We start from the raw sequence: 18259 nt of genomic DNA, 5'->3' as shown, positions 1-18259 counted from the left end.
GGAGCCTTAGAGAGTTTAGAATTCCCTCTCAAATAAAGGAAAGGGCACGAAAACAGATAAGCTGTTTTCGTGCCCTTTCTCTCTGCTAGGACCAGAGCAATGACCGGATGGTTTCGTGCACCCCGTTATAGCACGTTGCACACACTCGGCGTTGCATCGTCTCCTTTATCATCGGAAGCATCCGCTACCAGATGTTCCTTCATGTATTGGATAATGTCATCCGATTCATAGAGCGCTTCTCCGTCTATAAAGAGGCAGGGAACCTGATCCATGCCGCCTCGCTTCACAAGATTTTCCTGATTCTTGGGATCTTCGATTATGTCTTTCATTATCACGCCTTCGACGTGGTTTTCTGTCATAAACTTCATGACTTTTTGGCAGTAGGGACAGACATCCTTTTTATACAGTTCATACTTTGGCATGGTTTCCTCCTATTTTTTGACCTATTTCGTGAAGCAAATTTTTAATCGCTCTTTTTGTACCCGCAACGGCGAAAAGATAACGAATACGCTTTATGGCGCAAACGGCAGTTATGAGGGAAAACGCTCTTCATTCGATGCAGGAAAGAGAGCATCATGCTAAAATAAAAGGCAGTAGCGGACAGGTAAAAGGAGGAACGCATGACGGTATATATCGGCATTGACCTTGGCGGGACAACGGCTAAGTTTGGCCTTTTCGATGATAAGGGGAATTTGTGTAAATCGGTTTCCATTCCTACCGGAAAAGAAAAAGAACAGAATGTTCTCATTCATGAAATGGCGGTGCGTTTACGGACGCTGCTTGCGGAAGAAAATCTTGCGGAATCGGAATTAGGCGGAATCGGCATCGGTGTGCCCGGACCGGTGGTCGGTCATGCCATAGTCAACGGCTGCGTAAACCTCAGTTGGGGTGTTGTGCCTTTGGTGGAAATGCTTCGGGAGAAGGAAGAATTTATTTGTCCCATTATTGTAGAGAATGACGCGGACGTTGCAGCGCTGGGCGAAGTTTGGCAGGGTGCGGCGGCTGACAAAAGTTCCATTGTTTTTGTGATCATCGGCACCGGCATCGGCGGCGGTGTTATTCTTAACAACCAGATTCTATCCGGCACAAACGGAGCAGGCGGCGAAATCGGTCATATGCCCATTCTCACCGAGCCCTTTGACTTTGCCTGCGGCTGTGGCGGACATCATTGTCTGGAACAGGTGTGTTCCGCACCGAACATCATCCGCTATGCCGGCGTATTGCTTGCCCAATCCGACGAACCGTCGTCGTTACGTCCTTATAACGGCGGCTACGATACCCGAGCGATTTTCCGAGGCACGGAAAACGGCGATCCGATTTGTCGTCGCGTTGTCGATCATGTTACCGATGTGTTAGGTCGGGGACTTGCGGTTTTGGGCGCAACCATTGATCCGGAATGTTTTGTCATTGGCGGAGGTGTCAGCAATGCCGGCGAGGTGCTTTTGGTTCCGTTGCGGGAAGCCTATCGTCGCTATGCCTTTTTCGCCACGCGGGAAACGCCCATTGTCCGCGCAACCCTCGGCAACAAAGCCGGAATGATCGGCGCAGCACGTTTGGTGTTTCCGCTGGAGGTGGGAGCGTGATCGACCTCTATCCCTCGCGCTTTCCGGAAGATGCCTGGGCAGCGCTGGTAGAGGCCATTAAGGAGAGCCTTTCCCGCGGACGACGAGCGTATCTGGTGGTGCCCTCCCAATTTACAGTGGAAGCCGAACAAGCGCTGTTTGAAGCGCTGCATACGAATGTGCTCATGCAGGCGCAGGTAAAAAGCTTTCATTCACTGGTCCGGGATATTTTGCAGGAAGGAAGCGGCTTGCGCACGCCGGTTGTCACGGAGGAAGGGCGCCGCATGCTGATCCGGCTTCTGTTGGAACAAGACAAAGAGAAGCGACGCATCTTTACGCCCGGAACCATCGGAACGGATCTGTGTCAAGCTTTTGTGCAGCAGTTACGCGAATGGAAAGAGTACGGCATTCTTCCCGACACGATCGAGGAAAAAGCCAACACCTTTCCGGAAGGAGATCGCACGCGCCAAAAGCTGTTGGAAATGGCGCAAATCTATCGCGCGTACGAAGACATCTTGGGCAATACGCGCTGTGACAGCGACGACGAGCTGACGCTGGCTTTTCAACAACTTTCTTCCCTCGCCGTTTTTGACGGCGTAGATTTTTACTTTGATCGTTTTCATTCGCTTTCGAAGCGCGAAGCGGATGCCGTGAAAGCACTGATCGTGCGCGGCTATGCTGTGCATTTTACGATTGTTTTGGATCCACGCATGGCGAACGTCATCGCGACTGCGCCGGAAAACATGCCTTATGCCGCGCAAGAAATGCTTTTTACCGACATGGTTGACGATGCAGCGGCATTTTCTTTGAGCGCGCGTTTTGCTCGCCAACTTTCCACCCTTTCCACTCTGCGGGTTCATGACGTATCCAGAAGTCGAATTCCGGCAAAAACGGATCCTTTTTCTAAAACAGATGCCTTGGATGCAGCGATGTCTATGCGTAAGGCAGTGGATCGCGGCGCACGGGCGGTTTTCGCTCTACGCACACCGCAAAGCGCGTCGAAAGGAGACGCGGCATCTGTACCGATAACATTTAAAAGTTATCGTAACAGCGAGCAGGAAGTCGAAGGCGTTATTGTCGCCATTAAAAAGCGGATGCAAGAGGCAGGCGCGAAGCTAAACGACTTTGCTATTTTTCTGAGCGACACGGAAGAATATGCACCGCTCCTCAAGCGATGTCTTCAACGGGAAGGATTGCGCTTTTTTTACGATGAAATCAAAGAAGTGAACTATCATCCGCTGCTTCGTACGATTCGTGCACTGCTTTCCTTAAGTGAAAAAGGGCCGCGTCCCGAGACGATGCTTTCTCTGGTGAAAGCGGGATTGTTAGGCGTCGAAGAAGACGATATCGAGCTCTATCAACGCTATCTCGAACGGCGAAACATTCGCTATCGCATGGTGGAGAACAATCGTTATTTTACGTTTCTCGACGAAGGCCTTCGGCTGGGGGAAGAGGAACGGGAGCGACAAAAGCGACAGGCGGATACGGCAAGACGCGTCAACCGGACGATTCTCGACTATTACTATGCCTTTGACAACCGTATGCAGAATGGAAAAACGGTTCGCGATTTTGCCGGCGCGTTGGTAGTCGCCCTGCGCACGCCGGAAACGGCACAGGCGCTGTTTCGTTATGAAGAAACACTTCTTCAGGAAGGTGAGGAGGAACGCCTGGCTTTGCATCGTCGGATTTGGGATGCCGTGATGGAGCGATTGAGCGAGATGGTGGAACTTTTTGCCGATCAAGAAATCGATCGTCACGGTTTTATCGCGCTCTGTGAAGAAGGCTTTTCCGGTATTTCGTTGGGCGTCATTCCGCCGTTTGCGGATCAGATTGTCGTGGGCGATCTTCTACGCTCCCGCCTTCGCCCGCGTCCGTACGTATTTCTTTTAGGCGTCAGCGATGCGTATTTGCCGAGCGTGCGCAGGGAAAGCGCGCTACTCAGCGAGGAGGAAAAAGCCACGCTTTCGGATAGCGATGCGCCGCTTCCCTCCACGAATCGCTTTGCCATGGAAGAAGAACGACTGAATTTTTATTCCGTATTACACCAAGCCACGCTACACCTTTCCTTGTCCTTCGCTATGCAGAATCAGGCCAACGAATCCATGAATCCGAGCCCGTGGATGCAGCGCATGCAGGCATCGCTCGGACAATCCATGACCATCGTGGACACCTTTTCGCTCTCGGATATGCTCTATTCCAAAGGCCTTTTGTTGGTGGGAATGCCGGCGATTTTGCAGGATGCCGAAGCATCGGAAAGCCGAAAAAAAATCGCAAAGCAGATGCTGGATGGAATGCGAACTCTGCCGGCATATCGAAAAATGGCAGAAGCCATACAGGACAGTATTGCGGAAGGTGAGCGAAAGCCTCTTTCGGCAGCACTGGTTCAGGAGCTTTATCCGGCCGATACACTGAGCGCCTCTCAATTGGAAAATTTTGCACGCTGTCCGTATCAGTATTTTTTGCGCTACGGCCTTAGAGCGGAAGAGGAACGTTCTTTTACGGTCTATGCGCCGGATATTGGAAATTTTCTGCATGCGGCAGTGGATCGATGGACGACATATGTTTCTCCCTTTCTCGCGAAACATGCCTTGCCTTCTTTTTCGGCATCGGAAGAGATCATGCGCTTGGAGAGTGCAAAGGTGTTATCCGAAGCGATGGATCCCATAAAACGGGAGGATCCCAAAAATGCTTTCTTGTTGCGCATGGCGGAAAAAACGCTGCACGAAAGCCATGCCCGTATTTTTGATCATCTGGAAAACAGCGCGATTCAGACCATTTTGCATGAGCAGGCGTTCGGACCTAAAAGCGCTCTTTCCGGCCTTGTACTGGCTGATGCGCCACGCCGCCTTTTTCTACATGGTCGCATTGATCGCTTGGACATCGTAAACGATCCGCAAGGGGCGTATGTCGAAGTATTGGACTATAAAACCGGATCAACCTCCTTTTCTCTTTCTGATATTGTGGGCGGCATTCATTTGCAGTTACCGCTTTATCTTCGTGTTGCCGAGACACTTGGCAAACCGTTTGGCGCCTTTTACTTTCCTTTGCATGTACCAAAGGCAAAAGAAGCGGAACCAACCGAGGAATTAAATCGTGTTTGGGATAAAAACCTTCGTCTGGACGGCTTCTTGCGTCAGGATTCTATCGCGACGCGATTTGATACACGGCTGGAAGAAGAAATTGCCGCGTCGGTTTATGCGATAAAAGACCAAAGAAAAAACTGGACCGAGCAGGAGAATGTACTTCTCCCAAAGGAAGTGGATGAATTATTATATACCGCCGAGCACATGGCCCGTTCGCTCACGGCTTCTCGTGAGTCCGGGATGATAGCTCCTCATCCGCTTGTCATTCGATCGGGGCAAAAAACAGTATTTTCCGGTTGCGCGTATTGTCCATTTCAGTCGGTCTGCCGCTTTGAAAAGCAGAGGCACTACACGCAGCAACGATTTGTCGAAAAAATCGGCTGGAAAGATTGGAAAGACGGCCTCATCGCAAGCGCAGAGGATGCAACCGAAGCAAACGAGTATGAACAGAAAGGAGGGGAGCAATGAAATTTACTGTGGAACAGGAACAGGCCTTGCGTCCGGAGCGCAAAAACCGCATCGTGTCGGCACAGGCCGGCGCCGGGAAAACCGGGGTTCTGGTGGAGCGCATTCGCCGTCAGTTGGTAGAAGAGCACATCGGTATAGAGGAAATGTTGATCGTCACATTTACGAAAAAAGCGGCAGGGGAAATGCGCACGCGTATTCGGCAAGCCTTGCAGGAAGAAGTGCAAAAAGAAGGCGCCGACCGCCCATGGCTGTTTGCACAGCGCAATCGTCTCTCCTCTGCCAACATTCAAACGCTGCATGCCTTCTGCCTGGAAGTGCTGCAACGCAATTTTGATCGGCTGGATCGGGATCCCAACGTTCACATCCTTTCCGGACGAAGATTGGCAGCCTTACGGGACGAGGCGATGGAAGAAACCCTTTCTGCCGCATATCAGGAACAAGCCTTGGATACATCCGCGTTGGATTTTTCGGTACCGCCGGAAGACGTGAGCGCGTTTTTAGAAAATTACGTCGATGGCAACCGACAAGGCGATGAAGAGATACGAAAGCTGATTTTACAATGGTATACGCTTTCACAAAGCCAAACGGATCCCATCGGCTGGATGCGGGAAACGCTGCGCTCGTTGACTACGAAAGAGACGCAACATCATATTTTCCAAGGCGTGCTAAGGCTGTTGGTTTTTCCGCATGCTTTCGCGATCGAGCGCCTGCTTCGGCAGATGGAAGAGCACCCTTGGGAGGCTCTTCCGGAATTCGCCTCCTTGTTTTTTACCAAAGAAATCGCTGCGCTTCGATATACTCTTTTCCGAGCATGCGAAGGAGACAAGGGTCCCCTTCGCCTTTCTGCGGAAGAAGAGGAACAGCTTGCCGCACTATGGGGAGATACCATCGCTTTTTCGTTCGAGCGGCTTCCTTCCGTGCGCGAAAAGCAACATGGCGCCGAAGCGGTAGCCTGCAAGGATGCCTTAAAGGACCTGCGCGATCAGATTAAAAAGGAATGGAAGAAATTGGAGGCCTCACTTGCTTTGTATGACCCGGAACGCATTACGAGGGAGCAGGTTGAACTTCTTGCGGTGATGCGCCCGCTGGCGGCACTCGCCTGGACCTTTGCCGAACGTTTTCGTGAAGGCAAAGAGGAACAAAACGGCATGGATTTTTCGGATGTCGAACATCACTTGCTGAAGCTGCTTCGTCTGCCGGAGGTCGTCGAGGAGCTTAAGGCGCGTTATCGCCTGATTTTCTTTGATGAATATCAGGATGCCAACGCCATTCAGGAGGCGATCATAGAAAAAATTTCTTCTGGAGACAATCTGTTTTTTGTCGGAGATACCAAACAATCCATCTACGGCTTCCGCCGGGCGTTACCGGAAAACTTCGTGCGACGTTATGAGGCTTATCGGGCGTCCGAACAGGATGAAGCCATTGACCTTACACTGAACTTTCGCAGCGAACCGGAGATTCTCGATTTCGTGAACCTTCTTTTTTCACCCTTGATGACCAAGGAGCGGGGAGGTGTGGATTATGCCACGCCGGGCCATTTAGCACGCACGAATCGTCCGCATGCCGACAAAGGAAAGGTCACCATCTGTGTACTTCAGGATCGCGTGGAAGAGGAAGAAGAGGATGAGGGCGAAGCACCCGGCTTTTTGGATGCGATTTCTTCGGAGGCGTTTTATGTGGCGCATGCCATCGCTGAGCATGTGCAAAATGGCGGACATTATCGCGATTGTGCTGTGCTTTCTCGCCAAAATGCTCCATTGATCAATTATCGTACGGTTTTCCACCACTACCGCATACCATTTTATATGGAGGCGCAGAATACGGAGAACAAGGATATTGAGGTGCTGCTGGCAAAAAATCTTCTGCGTATATTGGACAATCGCGCACATGATGTCGCCATGCTCTCCACCCTGCTTTCCTGTATCGGGGGATTTACCGAAGAGGAAATGGCACGCTTGCGCATTGCCTACCCGGAGGGACCTTTTTACGAGGCGGTTCGGACATTGACCGAGGATGACGATTCGGAGCTTGCAAAAAAACGGGAGCGGTTTTTTGCGAAACGTCAGACTTGGCGTGAACGCTATACCGAGATGCCGTTATCCGAATGGATGACGATGCTTTTTGAGGAAAGCGGCTTATTGGCCTATATCACCGCACTTCCGGATGGCGAGCAACGGCAGCGAAATCTCATGACTTTGGTACGAATGGCAGAAGAATGGGAGAGCAAGGAAGGTAGTGATTTAACCAGTTTTCTTTCGTACATGGATCAACGGACGGAAAACGCGGAAGATACGCAACCGTCGGAACCGTTATCGGAAGAAGATGATGTGGTGCGCCTAATGAGCATTCATAAAGCGAAGGGACTGCAGTTTCCTGTTGTTTTTTTGGTGGGCACTGGTAAAAAATTCAGTAGAAAAGAGAAGAACTTTTGGATGGTGTATGACGAGGATGTTGGTATAGCACTTTGTTTACGTGATACGCACGTCGAAAAGGGTGTTTTGATTCAGCGAAAAACGGTCATGCACCGCCTGATTCTGGAGGCGATTCGTCAACGGAACCGTGCGGAGGAAGTGCGTGTCCTCTATGTAGCGATGACTCGGGCGATGGAGAAATTGGTTATTGTCGGGAAAATGCCGAAAGGGGCGACGTTGCCTAAAACGAGCGCGACAGCGTTGCAGGATGCTTTGAATCAGGATGAAACCCTGCTATTCTGGATTTTGGATGTGCTTTCTGCAAGTGATCCAATGGATCCGGCACGACAAAAATTGCACGTTGTGCTTGCACCGGGGGATGACTATCGTGGACCCTTATCCTTGCCGGCGGAGACGGTACAGCAAGAGGCATTCTCTGTCTCGAAGGCCCTGAAGATACTGGATGATCTCACACCCAAAACGGAAACAGCGCCTCATCCGCTTAAAATGACGGTTTCACAGCTGTCCCAAAAGAATCGGATTTTAGACGGCCATTTTCAGGACTGGCCCTGGTGGCCTTCCGCAAAGCCTGCTGTCGAGCAGGAGGAGCAAGCGCTTCCGCCCTTGCCACCCTTTCTTGCAGAAAAACAGGGAGTCGATGCGGCAACGGTCGGTACCCTATTGCATCGCGCGTTACAGAATCTGCCGCTTCAGCACTATACAGAAGAGGCCATGCGCGAGGCACTGGATGCGATGCAAAAACGCGCTCTGTTTACCGAACAGGAGCGCGCTTGGTTGGACGAAGGATTGCTTCGACAATTCTTTGACAGTTCTCTCGGCAAGGCGGTTATCGCCAACCGCGACACGGTGCAACGGGAGCGCAGCTTTACCATGCGCATGCCGTATGGGGAAGGGGAGATTGCAGTGGATGGGCAGATTGATCTCTTTGTCGTTTTACCGGATCGTCTTTTGCTCATCGACTTTAAGTCTGACCGGAGACCGGATCCCGAACGCTATCGCGAGCAGCTTTCGCTGTATGCGAAGGCGCTTACGTTGGCGTATCACAAGCCGGTCGCAAGCGCGTACTTATATTGGATCCGCTTCGGTCGCGCCGATGCACTGACCATAAGATAAAATTAGTGGATTTCCATTCCGCCGTTGATGCCGAGAATTTGCCCGGTGACCGCTTCCGCTTCTTCCGCCGCGAAATGACGGACCCAGAGAGCAATTTCCTGCGGACGTAACGTTCGTCCCAGTGGAATGTCCGACACGACATCCTGTGCTGTATCCTCACCGAGCGCAGAAAACATATCGGTGTCCACAACGCCGGGAGAAACCGCATTCACCGTGATACCGGAGTATACCAGCTCTTTTGCGGCGGCTTTGGTAAAGGCATCCACTGCTCCTTTGGTCGCGGAATACAGCACTTCGCAGGATGCACCGACCTGGCCCCACATGCTGGAAACGTTAATGATGCGCCCCCATTTCCGGGAAATCATGCCGGGAAGAGCCCTTCTCGTGCAATAAAACATGCCGTTGACATTGGTCGCAAAGACGCGCTGCCACTCGTCATCCGAAATATCCTGCAATTGACCGTATACCGCGACACCTACATTATTGACTACGATGTCCACAGGCGAAAAATGTTGTTCCGCTTGTAAAAACAGGCGATTTACTTCGGAAGAAGAAGCGATGTCCGCCTGTAAGACGAACGCTTCCGCTCCTTTCTTGCGGCAGAGATCGGCCGTCTCTTCGGCAGCTGCCGCACGAAGATGATAATGAATGATCAATTTTACGTCGGGACGGGCCAGCGCCAGTGCACAGGCGCGGCCAATTCCTCGCGAGGCGCCGGTAATGAGAATGGTATGCGATGTCATTTTTTCCTCCGCTTTTATTTCCTCTATTATAGGGGTATGATACCATGGAAAAAATAATTGTAAGGTGAGAATTTTTTATCACATGTTGAACAAAAGCTTACAGCTTTTGTTTCTGTGTAGGGAAGATGAGGAAAAACATGAAAGTGGTCTTGGGACATATCCTATACGCGTTAGCAAAAGGGGTAGACCTGTTGTTTTCGGGGCTGATTCTTTTGTTGGAATTTGCAGTGACTCTGGTGGAACGGATTCGCGCTTTTTTTGCGCCCTTGGTTGGGTGCTTAGCAACGATGCTGTTTTCCATGCCGTTTTTCTTCTTTTTCATCCCTATCATACGGCTTCCGGCCTGGGTATGGCTCATCTTCCTTATTTTAGTGCTTTTCCCGCTGTTGGGGCGTGGTTTTGTCTCCATGCTGGAATACGGAAAATATGTATTTACCGAATACCTTTATGATCTTTCGGATGATTTGCGACAGGGAAAATCCTCCAATCGCAATTTTTCGAGCTATGGAGCGGCGTATCGTCGAAAGCTGTGGGAGGAAGAGGTGAGAAAGCGCGAGGAGGCGCAACGTCGTGAAAAAGAAAAGTGGGATCGTATCTTTAACGAATTCTTTCGCAACGGCGGCTTTTACTACCGCTCGGATGGACAATACGGTTCACGCACGGGCGGCTCTTCCGGCTTTGGCGGTCAGAGCTATGGTGGTTACGGCTACGGAAGCGGACAAAATGGTTACGGACAAGATACTTGGGCGGGACCCAATCCGATGGAACAATTTCGTTCTACCTACGAAAAGAGCTGCCATGTGCTGGGAGTTTCAACCGATACGACGGAATACGAAGTGAAGCTGGCATATCGTAAGTTGGCGAAAAAATATCATCCGGATATCAATAAAGATCCGGCAGCGACGACAAAATTTCAGGAAATCAATGCCGCCTATGAATTCCTCTCCAAGGAAAATATTGAACGCTATAAGAAATATCGGTAAATCGACGAAGAGGCCACGCATTTTCATTGTGGTCTCTTTTCTTCATCTTAAAAAAGGGGTACCATAGGGGCGAACGAAGAAAGGAAAAGGAGGAAGCGGCAATGAATGAAACGATTCAGGCCATCCTCGACATAGACCGTTCGACGCGGGAGCTCAAAGAAAACACCGATCGTGTGTTGGAAACCGAAATGAACAACACGCGTGCGGTGATGGCCGAGCTTCAACGGGAAGCGAACCGTCAAATGCGAGAACAAGCGGAAAAACAAGTGAACGCTATTGAACAAAAACGAAAAGAGGATGAGAGCGCCCTCGTATCGACGTCAGAAGAACAAATCGCGGTGATATGGCGCTTTTTTGATGCACATCGCGAGAAGATGGCTACCGAATGGTTTGAGCGATTGCGAGACGGCGATGGGATCTGATACGGCTTTAGTCACCAAATTGCGCGGACGCTTCGGAAAATATCTTGACCCGCAACAGCTCGTTCGACTGTTGGAGGAAACGACACTGGAGGGCGCCTTTCGCGTGATCCGTGAGATTGTGGGAGAAGACCTTGGCGACTTTCAGGATGTACGTGGTGGCGAGCAGCGTCTCGAAGCGTGGAAAAGACGAAGAAATGACGAGTTGCTGACGTTTTTGGACGCCAAGCAGAAACAATTCCTGCACAGCTTCTTTATCGAAGATGAACTGTTGGAATTGCAACGATTCCTTCGCGTATTACAGCGAGATAATCGAAAAGAGCAGCTACTTTTTATTCAGCACAGCATTTACGCCGACACCCTTCACCTGACAGCGGACACGTCCATTCGCGTGCCAACGTATCTCTCGACTCTCAAAGAGAAACCGTACTATCGACTTCTGGAACCGATTGTTCACAATGACGCTGCAACGGGGCCGATTGATTTTGACTCGCTCATGGTAAATTTCAATCGATGGTATTTTCATCGACTGCGAAAGGAAGCAAAAGATATCGGTGGCAAGACTGCAGCGGTTCTTAATGATCTTCTCGGCACCATGATCGACTTACGAAACATTACCTGGATTGTTCATACCAAGCGCTTTTTGCGCGAGGAAGATCCGTATTTAGCGATGCAGATGGTTTCTGGCGGAAAGATTTTATATGGCAAAACGCTGGACAATGCGGTGGGCATGGATTTGCCGGCTTTTACCGTTTGGCTTCGCCACAGCCCGTATCGCGGTCTGGTGGAAGGAGGCAAAGAGGATTATTCCTTTTTGCCCATTGCAAGGCAACGCTATCTTTATCGACGTTGCCGAAAAATCTTCCGCCTCACCGATGACGGTCTACTTGCTGCGGTGTGTTTTATACACATGTTAAACGGCCGAATCGCTGAAATACGCCGCATATTGGAGGCCATCAATTTGGGATGGAAAGAGGAACAGATGATACAGTACTTAATTGAATGGAAGACGGAATAGGAGGTGGCTCTTGGCGATTCAACGAATGAAAATGATGCAGCTGGTTGCGCCTCTTGACCAACTTTCGCCGATCGTGCTTGCTCTTTTCCGCACAGGCGGCCTGCATTTATTGGATGCGGAAAAAAGGATTGAAAATTATTCCTTCACCATTCCGGTGACGGAAGAAAACTTATCGAAAACTGTGGACGTTTCTACCGTGCGTCAGTTTGAGAAGGAAAGCGATACGGGGGAGCGTCGGCAGGCGGCATTGACCTACTTGCAGCGCAAGCCCCGTGAGATGGGCGATATTTTTTCCCAGCCGAATCTCACGACAGAGCTGACTACGCAACAGGAAGCGGTGCTGGCCGGTTTAATGAAATTGGATGCGGATATCGAAGAAATCCGCGAAAAGCAAAAGCAGGTGGAAACGGATTTAAGCCTCCTGCGTTTGTTGTCCGCTAACGATATCGCTTATTCCGCCCTGCAAAGTCTGGAACAGTTTGCGTATGAATTTGGAACGCTTACGGCGATCGAACGGCGGGCCATTCGCTCGGGCTATGAAAAAATTCCGGCGGCAATTTTGCATCTCGGCGCCATCGAAAAAGAAGAATTTTATCTTCTGGTGTATCCCAACAAGGTGCAAAATGAAATTCGTCGGTTGGAAGACCGTCTCAATTGGAAACCGCTCCACCCCGATTTTCCGCAAGGCAAGACAAATGAAGAATGCATCCGCTTCATGGAAGAGGAGATCCAAAAGGAAGAACGCCAGCTGCAAGATTTAGAAAAAGAAAAGCAGACGCGTATCGACCGTCATGAAAAAGACTTGGAAGGCCTGTATTATGCGGCGTCTTTGAATGATGCGGTAAACAGTGCAAAACAGTATTTTGCGCGCGGCAAATCGTACTTTTATGTGACCGGATGGGTCAGTGAAAAAGAGGAGAACGCGTTTCGTCGCACGATCGCCGCTTTCAAGGATACTTTTGTGCAGTTCATGGATGAGGAACACGTCTCCGAGAAAGCGCCAACGCGCTTAAAGAATTCGGCCATCGTTCGCCCCTTTGAAGCCATGGTGAACATGTACGGTACCCCGAATTACAAGGAATTGGATCCGACCGGCTTCTTTGCCATCACCTATGTTATTCTTTTCGGCGCGATGTTCGGCGATCTGGGACAAGGCGCAGTATTTGCCCTGCTCGGTTTGCTTCTGAAAAAAATGCGTCATCCGAATTTGGGCGGCGTGGTCTTTCGTATGGGCCTTGCCTCGATGGTATTCGGCTTGGCTTATGGATCCTTCTTCGGCTTGGAAACCGTCATTCCGGCGCTGGTCATGCGCCCCTTTGAAAACATCAACACCGTGCTCATAGCCGCCATTGTTTTCGGCGTGATTCTATCGAGCGTTGCCTACATCCTCGGCATTGTGAACAAATGGAGTCGGAAGGAGTACCAAGAAGCCTGGTTCGGTAAAGAAGGATTATGCGGCTTTCTTCTGTATCTTTCCCTTTTGTTGACCGTGGTGAATGTTGCCGTCCAGCCCGTTCTTCCCTCGGGCCTATTGACCGTTCTGATTGCCGCCTCGCTAGCCGGAATCTTATTCCAGCAGCCGCTGACCAACGTACTTTTGCGCAAGCGGCCACTTTATCGACAAGCCGTGGGGGATTATTACGTCGAAACGGGATTCTCCCTTTTGGAAGCTCTCATTTCCGTTTTTTCCGGCGCGCTTTCTTTCATTCGTGTCGGCGCCTTCGCCATCAACCACGTTGGGTTATTCATGGCCTTTTCGACCATGGGAAGAATGATAGGCGGTGCGGGAAATGTGGCGATGCTCATCATTGGCAACATCGTGATCATTGGACTTGAAGGACTGATCGTGTTTATTCAGTCCCTTCGTTTGGAATATTATGAGCTGTTCGGCAAGTATTACGTTGGCGACGGCAAACCCTTTATTGACGCAAAAAAAATGTTTCTGCATCGGTAGTGTTTCGTAACAAAACGGAAAAGGAGAAGTATTGTGGCACCTATTTTAACGTTATCCACCATTATCGTCGTTTTGACCATCTCTTCGGGAATTTATTTGCTTTATAAGAATACGGATTCGTCCAAAAAACGCTTAAAACATGCGCTACGGTTGAATCTGACTTGCTTTGCTCCTTGCATTCTGATGGCACTGATCCTGTTCATGCCTTCGACCGCCTTTGCGCAGGGCAATGCAAATAATGCTGCTAGCGGCTTGGCCTATCTCGGCGCGGCACTTTCCACCGGCATGGCCACCATTGGAACCGGTATTGCTGTCGGCGCCTGCGGCTCTGCTGCGCTCGGTGCCGTTTCCGAAGACCAATCCATCCTCGGTAAGACGCTTATCTTTGTGGGCCTTGCGGAAGGTATCGCAATTTACGGTTTGATTATCTCGATCATGATTCTTGGCCAGATCGGCTAAGAGGCGACCATGCACATGAAGCTCATTACCGACAATAGAGAATTGGCGCTGGGCTCACGCTTAAGCGGCATACAGACACGCGAGGTGGACGAACACACCGACCTTTCCGAAGAATGGAATATGGCGGTGGAGGACACAGACCTGGGCGTGCTCTATCTGTCGAAACATGTGGCGGAAGCCTTACAGGAAGAGATTGATACGTTTCGGGCCAAACATCATCGGCCCATCGTCGTCGTTCTTCCGGAACAGAAGGAGAATTGATCATGGTTGAATTACAGAGTAAATTAGCATTGTTTCGCAACATGATCTGGTCGGAGGAAAAGCGTCGTTCCGAGCAAATGCTTTACGATTCTACCACGCAAAATTCAAAATTGATTGAGGAGCGCAAAGCCCGTTTAAAACGGGAAAGCGAGCAGTATATCGAGCAACATGTGGATCGCGCAAAGCGCGAAGCGCGTGAGCAACTGGTTGTGCATCGGCAGGAGAACCAACGCGTTTTTTTGGAAACGCAGAAAAAGTGCCTGGATGCCTTGAATGCCTCGATACGACAAAAGTTTGCAGATTTTGCACAGACGCCGGAATATGCGGCATGGATGAAAAAGCATCTTCGCGCAGCGCTGGAAGAAATGGACGTGGCGGAAGTACACGTGTTAGATCGCGATCAAGATTTGGCCCACGAAATCTGTGGTGAGGACTTGCCGATCAAAAGTATGCCGGAAGAAGAAATCGGCGGTTTTGTGCTTGTGGATCGCCAGCAGGCAAAACGCACGCGTCATACCTTTCAGTATTTGATTCAGGACAATGAATATGAAATCGGCCGTGCACTCAACGACTGGCTGATGAACGGCGCAATTCAGGAAGCGGAAGGAGAAGCGCATGAATAAGACCGCAGAAGGCATCATTCGTGCCATCAACGGTCCGGTTATTCGCGGAACGCGCATGAATGGATTCGGCATACACGAAATGGTCGAGGTGGGTGAGAATCGTCGACTCGGCGAAATCATTTCGTTGGATGAAGACCGCGCCGTCATTCAAGTCTATGAGCAGACGGAAGGACTCAAGGTTGGCGATGCGATTTATGCAACCGGTGAGCCACTTTCCGTCGTTCTTGGCCCGGGCCTACTGATGAACATGTTTGACGGCATTGAACGTCCGTTGGAACGCATTCAGGACGCCCATGGCGATTTCATGGCCACCGGCGTCAAGATGCCGGCGCTGGATGACACAAAAAAATGGACGGTGTCGATGAAGGTTCACGAAGGCGATACCCTTTCTTCGGGACAGATCTTTGCTACTTGCAAAGAGACCGTGCTGATCGAGCATCGTGCCATGGTTCCCAATGGCATGGCAGGTAAGGTTGTCTCCTGCGTGGCGGACGGTGATTATACCGTCCATGACGTTTTGGCGGTCATTGAGCAGGACGGGATTCGCCACGAGCTTACGCTGATGCAGCGTTGGCCGGTGCGTCGTCCGCGTCCGGTTTCTCGCCGCCTTTCGACCAATGATTTATTGGTGACCGGACAACGCGTATTGGACGTGTTTTTCCCCATAGCAAAAGGCGGAACGGTGGCAATTCCGGGAGGCTTTGGAACCGGAAAAACCATGTTACAGCATCAGATTGCGAAGTTTTGCGATGCGGATGTGATCGTCTATATCGGCTGCGGGGAACGTGGCAACGAGATGACGGATGTGTTGGATTCTTTCCCGCAGCTGATCGATCCGAACACCGGAGAAAACCTGATGAACCGTACCGTGCTGATTGCCAACACGTCGAACATGCCGGTGGCGGCACGAGAAGCGTCCATTTATACCGGCATCACCATGGCGGAATACTATCGCGACATGGGCTATGATGTGGCACTGATGGCCGACTCCACCTCGCGTTGGGCGGAAGCGCTTCGAGAAATCTCCGGACGCCTGGAGGAAATGCCGGCGGAAGAAGGCTATCCGGCCTATCTTTCCTCGCGTATCGCACAATTCTATGAACGGGCGGGCCGCGTGGAAAACCTGAATGCTTCAACCGGGTCGGTAACGCTCATCGGTGCGGTTTCTCCGGCCGGCGGCGACTTTTCGGAACCGGTGACGGAAGCAACGAAGCGTTATGTGAAAGTCTTCCTTGGCCTGGATAAGGAATTGGCCTATTCACGCCATTATCCGGCCATTAACTGGATGAACAGCTATTCCGGTTATACCGAGCTGTTGGCCAACGATTATCTGGATCGTACGGATGTGGATGTGATGGCGCTGCGCAAAAAGATGATGGGGATTCTTCTGGAGGAAAGCAAGCTCAACGATATCGTTTCCCTCGTCGGTGCGGATGTATTGCCGGATGAACAGCGATTGGTACTGGAAATTGCTCGTGTTATTCGTGTCGGGTATTTGCAGCAGAATTCCTTCCATGCACAGGACACCTATGTGCCGCTCAAAAAACAGGTGCGGATGCTGCAGGTAATAAACACCCTTTATGAAAACGGCAGAGATCTGTTGCGCCTGCATGCGCCGCTTCGTATTGTGCGCGATGATGCGCTGTATCAGAAGGTCACTATGATGAAATACAATGTGGCGAACGACAATCTGTCTGCCATAGATGATCTGGAAGAAGCCATCGTATCGCATTACGATGCGCTGAAAATGCAATATCAGGGGGAGGATGCGTCGTGAATATTGAGTACATCAAACTGAAGCATCTGGAAAGCGCCATTGTTACCGTCGATAAAGTAAACGACGTGGGGTATGGCGAAATCGTGACCATCACCTCCGAAGGCAAAACATACACCGGACAGGTCATGGCCATTGAAGACGATTTAGCCATGGTGCAGGTCTTTGGCGATACCACGGGAATGCGGGTCGATAACGCCGTGGTCACCTTTGAAGGTCATCCGCTGTCTATTCCGCTTAACGCCTCTATTCTGGGCCGTGTGTTCGACGGCTTGGGCAATCCCATCGACGGCGGCGGCGCAGTATTTTCCAATAAACGCTACAATATCAACGGTTCCGCCATGAATCCGGTCGCTCGCGAATACCCAAAGAATTTTATTCAGACCGGCATTTCCGCCATTGACGGCTTGATGACCATTATCCGCGGACAGAAGTTACCGATTTTCTCCGGATCCGGTCTGGATCATGACCGCATTGCGGCGCAGATCATCCGGCAATCGCAGATTCGCCATTCGGACGACGATTTTTGCTTTGTTTTCGGGGCGATTGGCGTACAGAAGGATGAAGCGGATTTCTTTGAAGAAACCTTCCGTGCCGCCGGCGTACAGGATCAGGTCGCAAGCTTTATCAATCTGGCAGATGACCCGGTCATGGAGCGCTTGATCACGCCGAAGTGTGCGCTCACGGCGGCGGAGTATTTGGCGTTTGAAGAACATAAGCATGTTTTGGTGCTGTTGACGGACATTACTTCCTATGCCGAGGCACTGCGTGAAATTTCGAACCTTCGTGAAGAAGTCCCGAGCCGCAAGGGCTTTCCGGGCTATCTCTATTCCGATTTGGCCGCCATGTATGAGCGTGCCGGCATCCTTCGTTCCGGGAAAGGCTCCATCACGCTGATTCCGATTCTTTCCATGCCCAATGATGACATCACCCATCCCATTCCGGACTTGACGGGCTATATTACGGAAGGACAGATTGTGCTTTCGCGTGAACTTTCTCGACGCGGCATCTATCCGGCCATCGACATTCTGCCGAGCCTGTCTCGTTTGATGAAGGATGGCATCGGGGAAGGATTCACGCGGGAAGACCATGCCGACGTCATGCGCCAAATTTATGCCTCTTATGCGAAAGCACAGGAAGTGCGTAATCTTGCACAAATTATCGGCGAAGACGACTTAAGCGAAGACGACCGCAAAGTTCTTGCTTTTGGCGACGCATTTGAAAAGCAATTCCTGCAGCAAGAATTTACCGAAAACCGTTCGATTGAAGAGACGCTGGACTTGGGATGGCAGCTCTTTTCGCTGTTACCGGATGGCGAACTTTCCCAAGTGAGTCCGGAAATGAAAGAAAAGTATTTGAAGCGGTGA

Annotated in this window: 14 protein-coding genes; 12 read left to right on the top strand and 2 right to left on the bottom strand. The window is 50.8% G+C overall.

Features of this window, described 5'->3' with window-relative positions:
- Positions 1-125: 125 nt before the first annotated feature.
- Positions 126-422 carry a glutaredoxin family protein gene (locus FXY30_RS05845; RefSeq protein ID WP_071705730.1) on the bottom strand — a complete coding sequence of 99 codons (297 nt, stop codon included), beginning with the start codon at positions 420-422 and terminating at the stop codon, positions 126-128.
- 198 nt (positions 423-620) lie between these two features.
- Between FXY30_RS05845 and FXY30_RS05840 the strand changes: the two genes are divergently transcribed.
- From FXY30_RS05840 to FXY30_RS05830, 3 genes are read left to right on the top strand one after another with little or no spacing between them, the layout of a single operon-like run.
- Positions 621-1583, top strand: a complete 963-nt coding sequence (locus FXY30_RS05840; protein ID WP_071705729.1) for an ROK family protein — start codon at positions 621-623, stop codon at positions 1581-1583.
- A complete protein-coding gene (locus FXY30_RS05835; RefSeq protein ID WP_071705728.1) occupies positions 1580-5113 on the top strand; it encodes a PD-(D/E)XK nuclease family protein in 3534 nt (1177 codons plus the stop codon). The genes FXY30_RS05840 and FXY30_RS05835 overlap by 4 nt, the downstream gene beginning before the upstream one ends.
- Entirely contained in the window at positions 5110-8658 is a 3549-nt protein-coding gene (locus FXY30_RS05830; RefSeq protein ID WP_071705727.1) for a UvrD-helicase domain-containing protein, read from the top strand. Before FXY30_RS05835 ends, FXY30_RS05830 begins: the two co-directional genes overlap by 4 nt.
- Positions 8659-8660: 2 nt before the next feature.
- Here FXY30_RS05830 and ymfI read toward each other — a convergent pair whose 3' ends face one another.
- The gene (ymfI, locus tag FXY30_RS05825; RefSeq protein WP_071705726.1) at positions 8661-9401 is read right to left on the bottom strand and encodes an elongation factor P 5-aminopentanone reductase; all 741 of its coding nucleotides are present in this window, start codon (positions 9399-9401) and stop codon (positions 8661-8663) included.
- Between the two features lie 137 nt (positions 9402-9538).
- On the opposite strand from ymfI, the gene FXY30_RS05820 reads away from it, so the two are divergent.
- The 9 genes from FXY30_RS05820 to FXY30_RS05780 all read left to right on the top strand — a co-directional run bounded on the left by FXY30_RS05820 (position 9539) and on the right by FXY30_RS05780 (position 18259).
- A complete protein-coding gene (locus tag FXY30_RS05820; RefSeq protein WP_071705725.1) occupies positions 9539-10384 on the top strand; it encodes a DnaJ domain-containing protein in 846 nt (281 codons plus the stop codon).
- A 101-nt stretch (positions 10385-10485) separates the two neighbouring features.
- Positions 10486-10806 carry a hypothetical protein gene (locus FXY30_RS05815; RefSeq protein ID WP_071705724.1) on the top strand — a complete coding sequence of 107 codons (321 nt, stop codon included), beginning with the start codon at positions 10486-10488 and terminating at the stop codon, positions 10804-10806.
- Entirely contained in the window at positions 10796-11821 is a 1026-nt protein-coding gene (locus tag FXY30_RS05810; RefSeq protein ID WP_071705723.1) for a V-type ATPase subunit, read from the top strand. Before FXY30_RS05815 ends, FXY30_RS05810 begins: the two co-directional genes overlap by 11 nt.
- A 10-nt stretch (positions 11822-11831) precedes the next feature.
- Positions 11832-13775: a V-type ATP synthase subunit I gene (locus tag FXY30_RS05805; RefSeq protein WP_147659385.1), complete on the top strand. Its 1944-nt coding sequence runs from the start codon at positions 11832-11834 to the stop codon at positions 13773-13775.
- A 30-nt stretch (positions 13776-13805) separates the two neighbouring features.
- A complete protein-coding gene (locus FXY30_RS05800; protein ID WP_071705721.1) occupies positions 13806-14234 on the top strand; it encodes an ATP synthase subunit C in 429 nt (142 codons plus the stop codon).
- 9 nt (positions 14235-14243) lie between these two features.
- Positions 14244-14495 carry a V-type ATP synthase subunit F gene (locus FXY30_RS05795; RefSeq protein ID WP_071705720.1) on the top strand — a complete coding sequence of 84 codons (252 nt, stop codon included), beginning with the start codon at positions 14244-14246 and terminating at the stop codon, positions 14493-14495.
- Between the two features lie 2 nt (positions 14496-14497).
- The gene (locus FXY30_RS05790; protein ID WP_071705719.1) at positions 14498-15118 is read left to right on the top strand and encodes a V-type ATP synthase subunit E; all 621 of its coding nucleotides are present in this window, start codon (positions 14498-14500) and stop codon (positions 15116-15118) included.
- Entirely contained in the window at positions 15111-16895 is a 1785-nt protein-coding gene (locus FXY30_RS05785; RefSeq protein WP_071705718.1) for a V-type ATP synthase subunit A, read from the top strand. The genes FXY30_RS05790 and FXY30_RS05785 overlap by 8 nt, the downstream gene beginning before the upstream one ends.
- Positions 16892-18259, top strand: a complete 1368-nt coding sequence (locus FXY30_RS05780; protein WP_071705717.1) for a V-type ATP synthase subunit B — start codon at positions 16892-16894, stop codon at positions 18257-18259. Before FXY30_RS05785 ends, FXY30_RS05780 begins: the two co-directional genes overlap by 4 nt.

The organism is Murdochiella vaginalis, from assembly GCF_902381775.1.
GTDB lineage: Bacteria > Bacillota > Clostridia > Tissierellales > Peptoniphilaceae > Murdochiella > Murdochiella vaginalis.
Note: the sequence above shows the minus strand (reverse complement) of the source record. Positions and strands in the feature narration are given on the sequence as shown.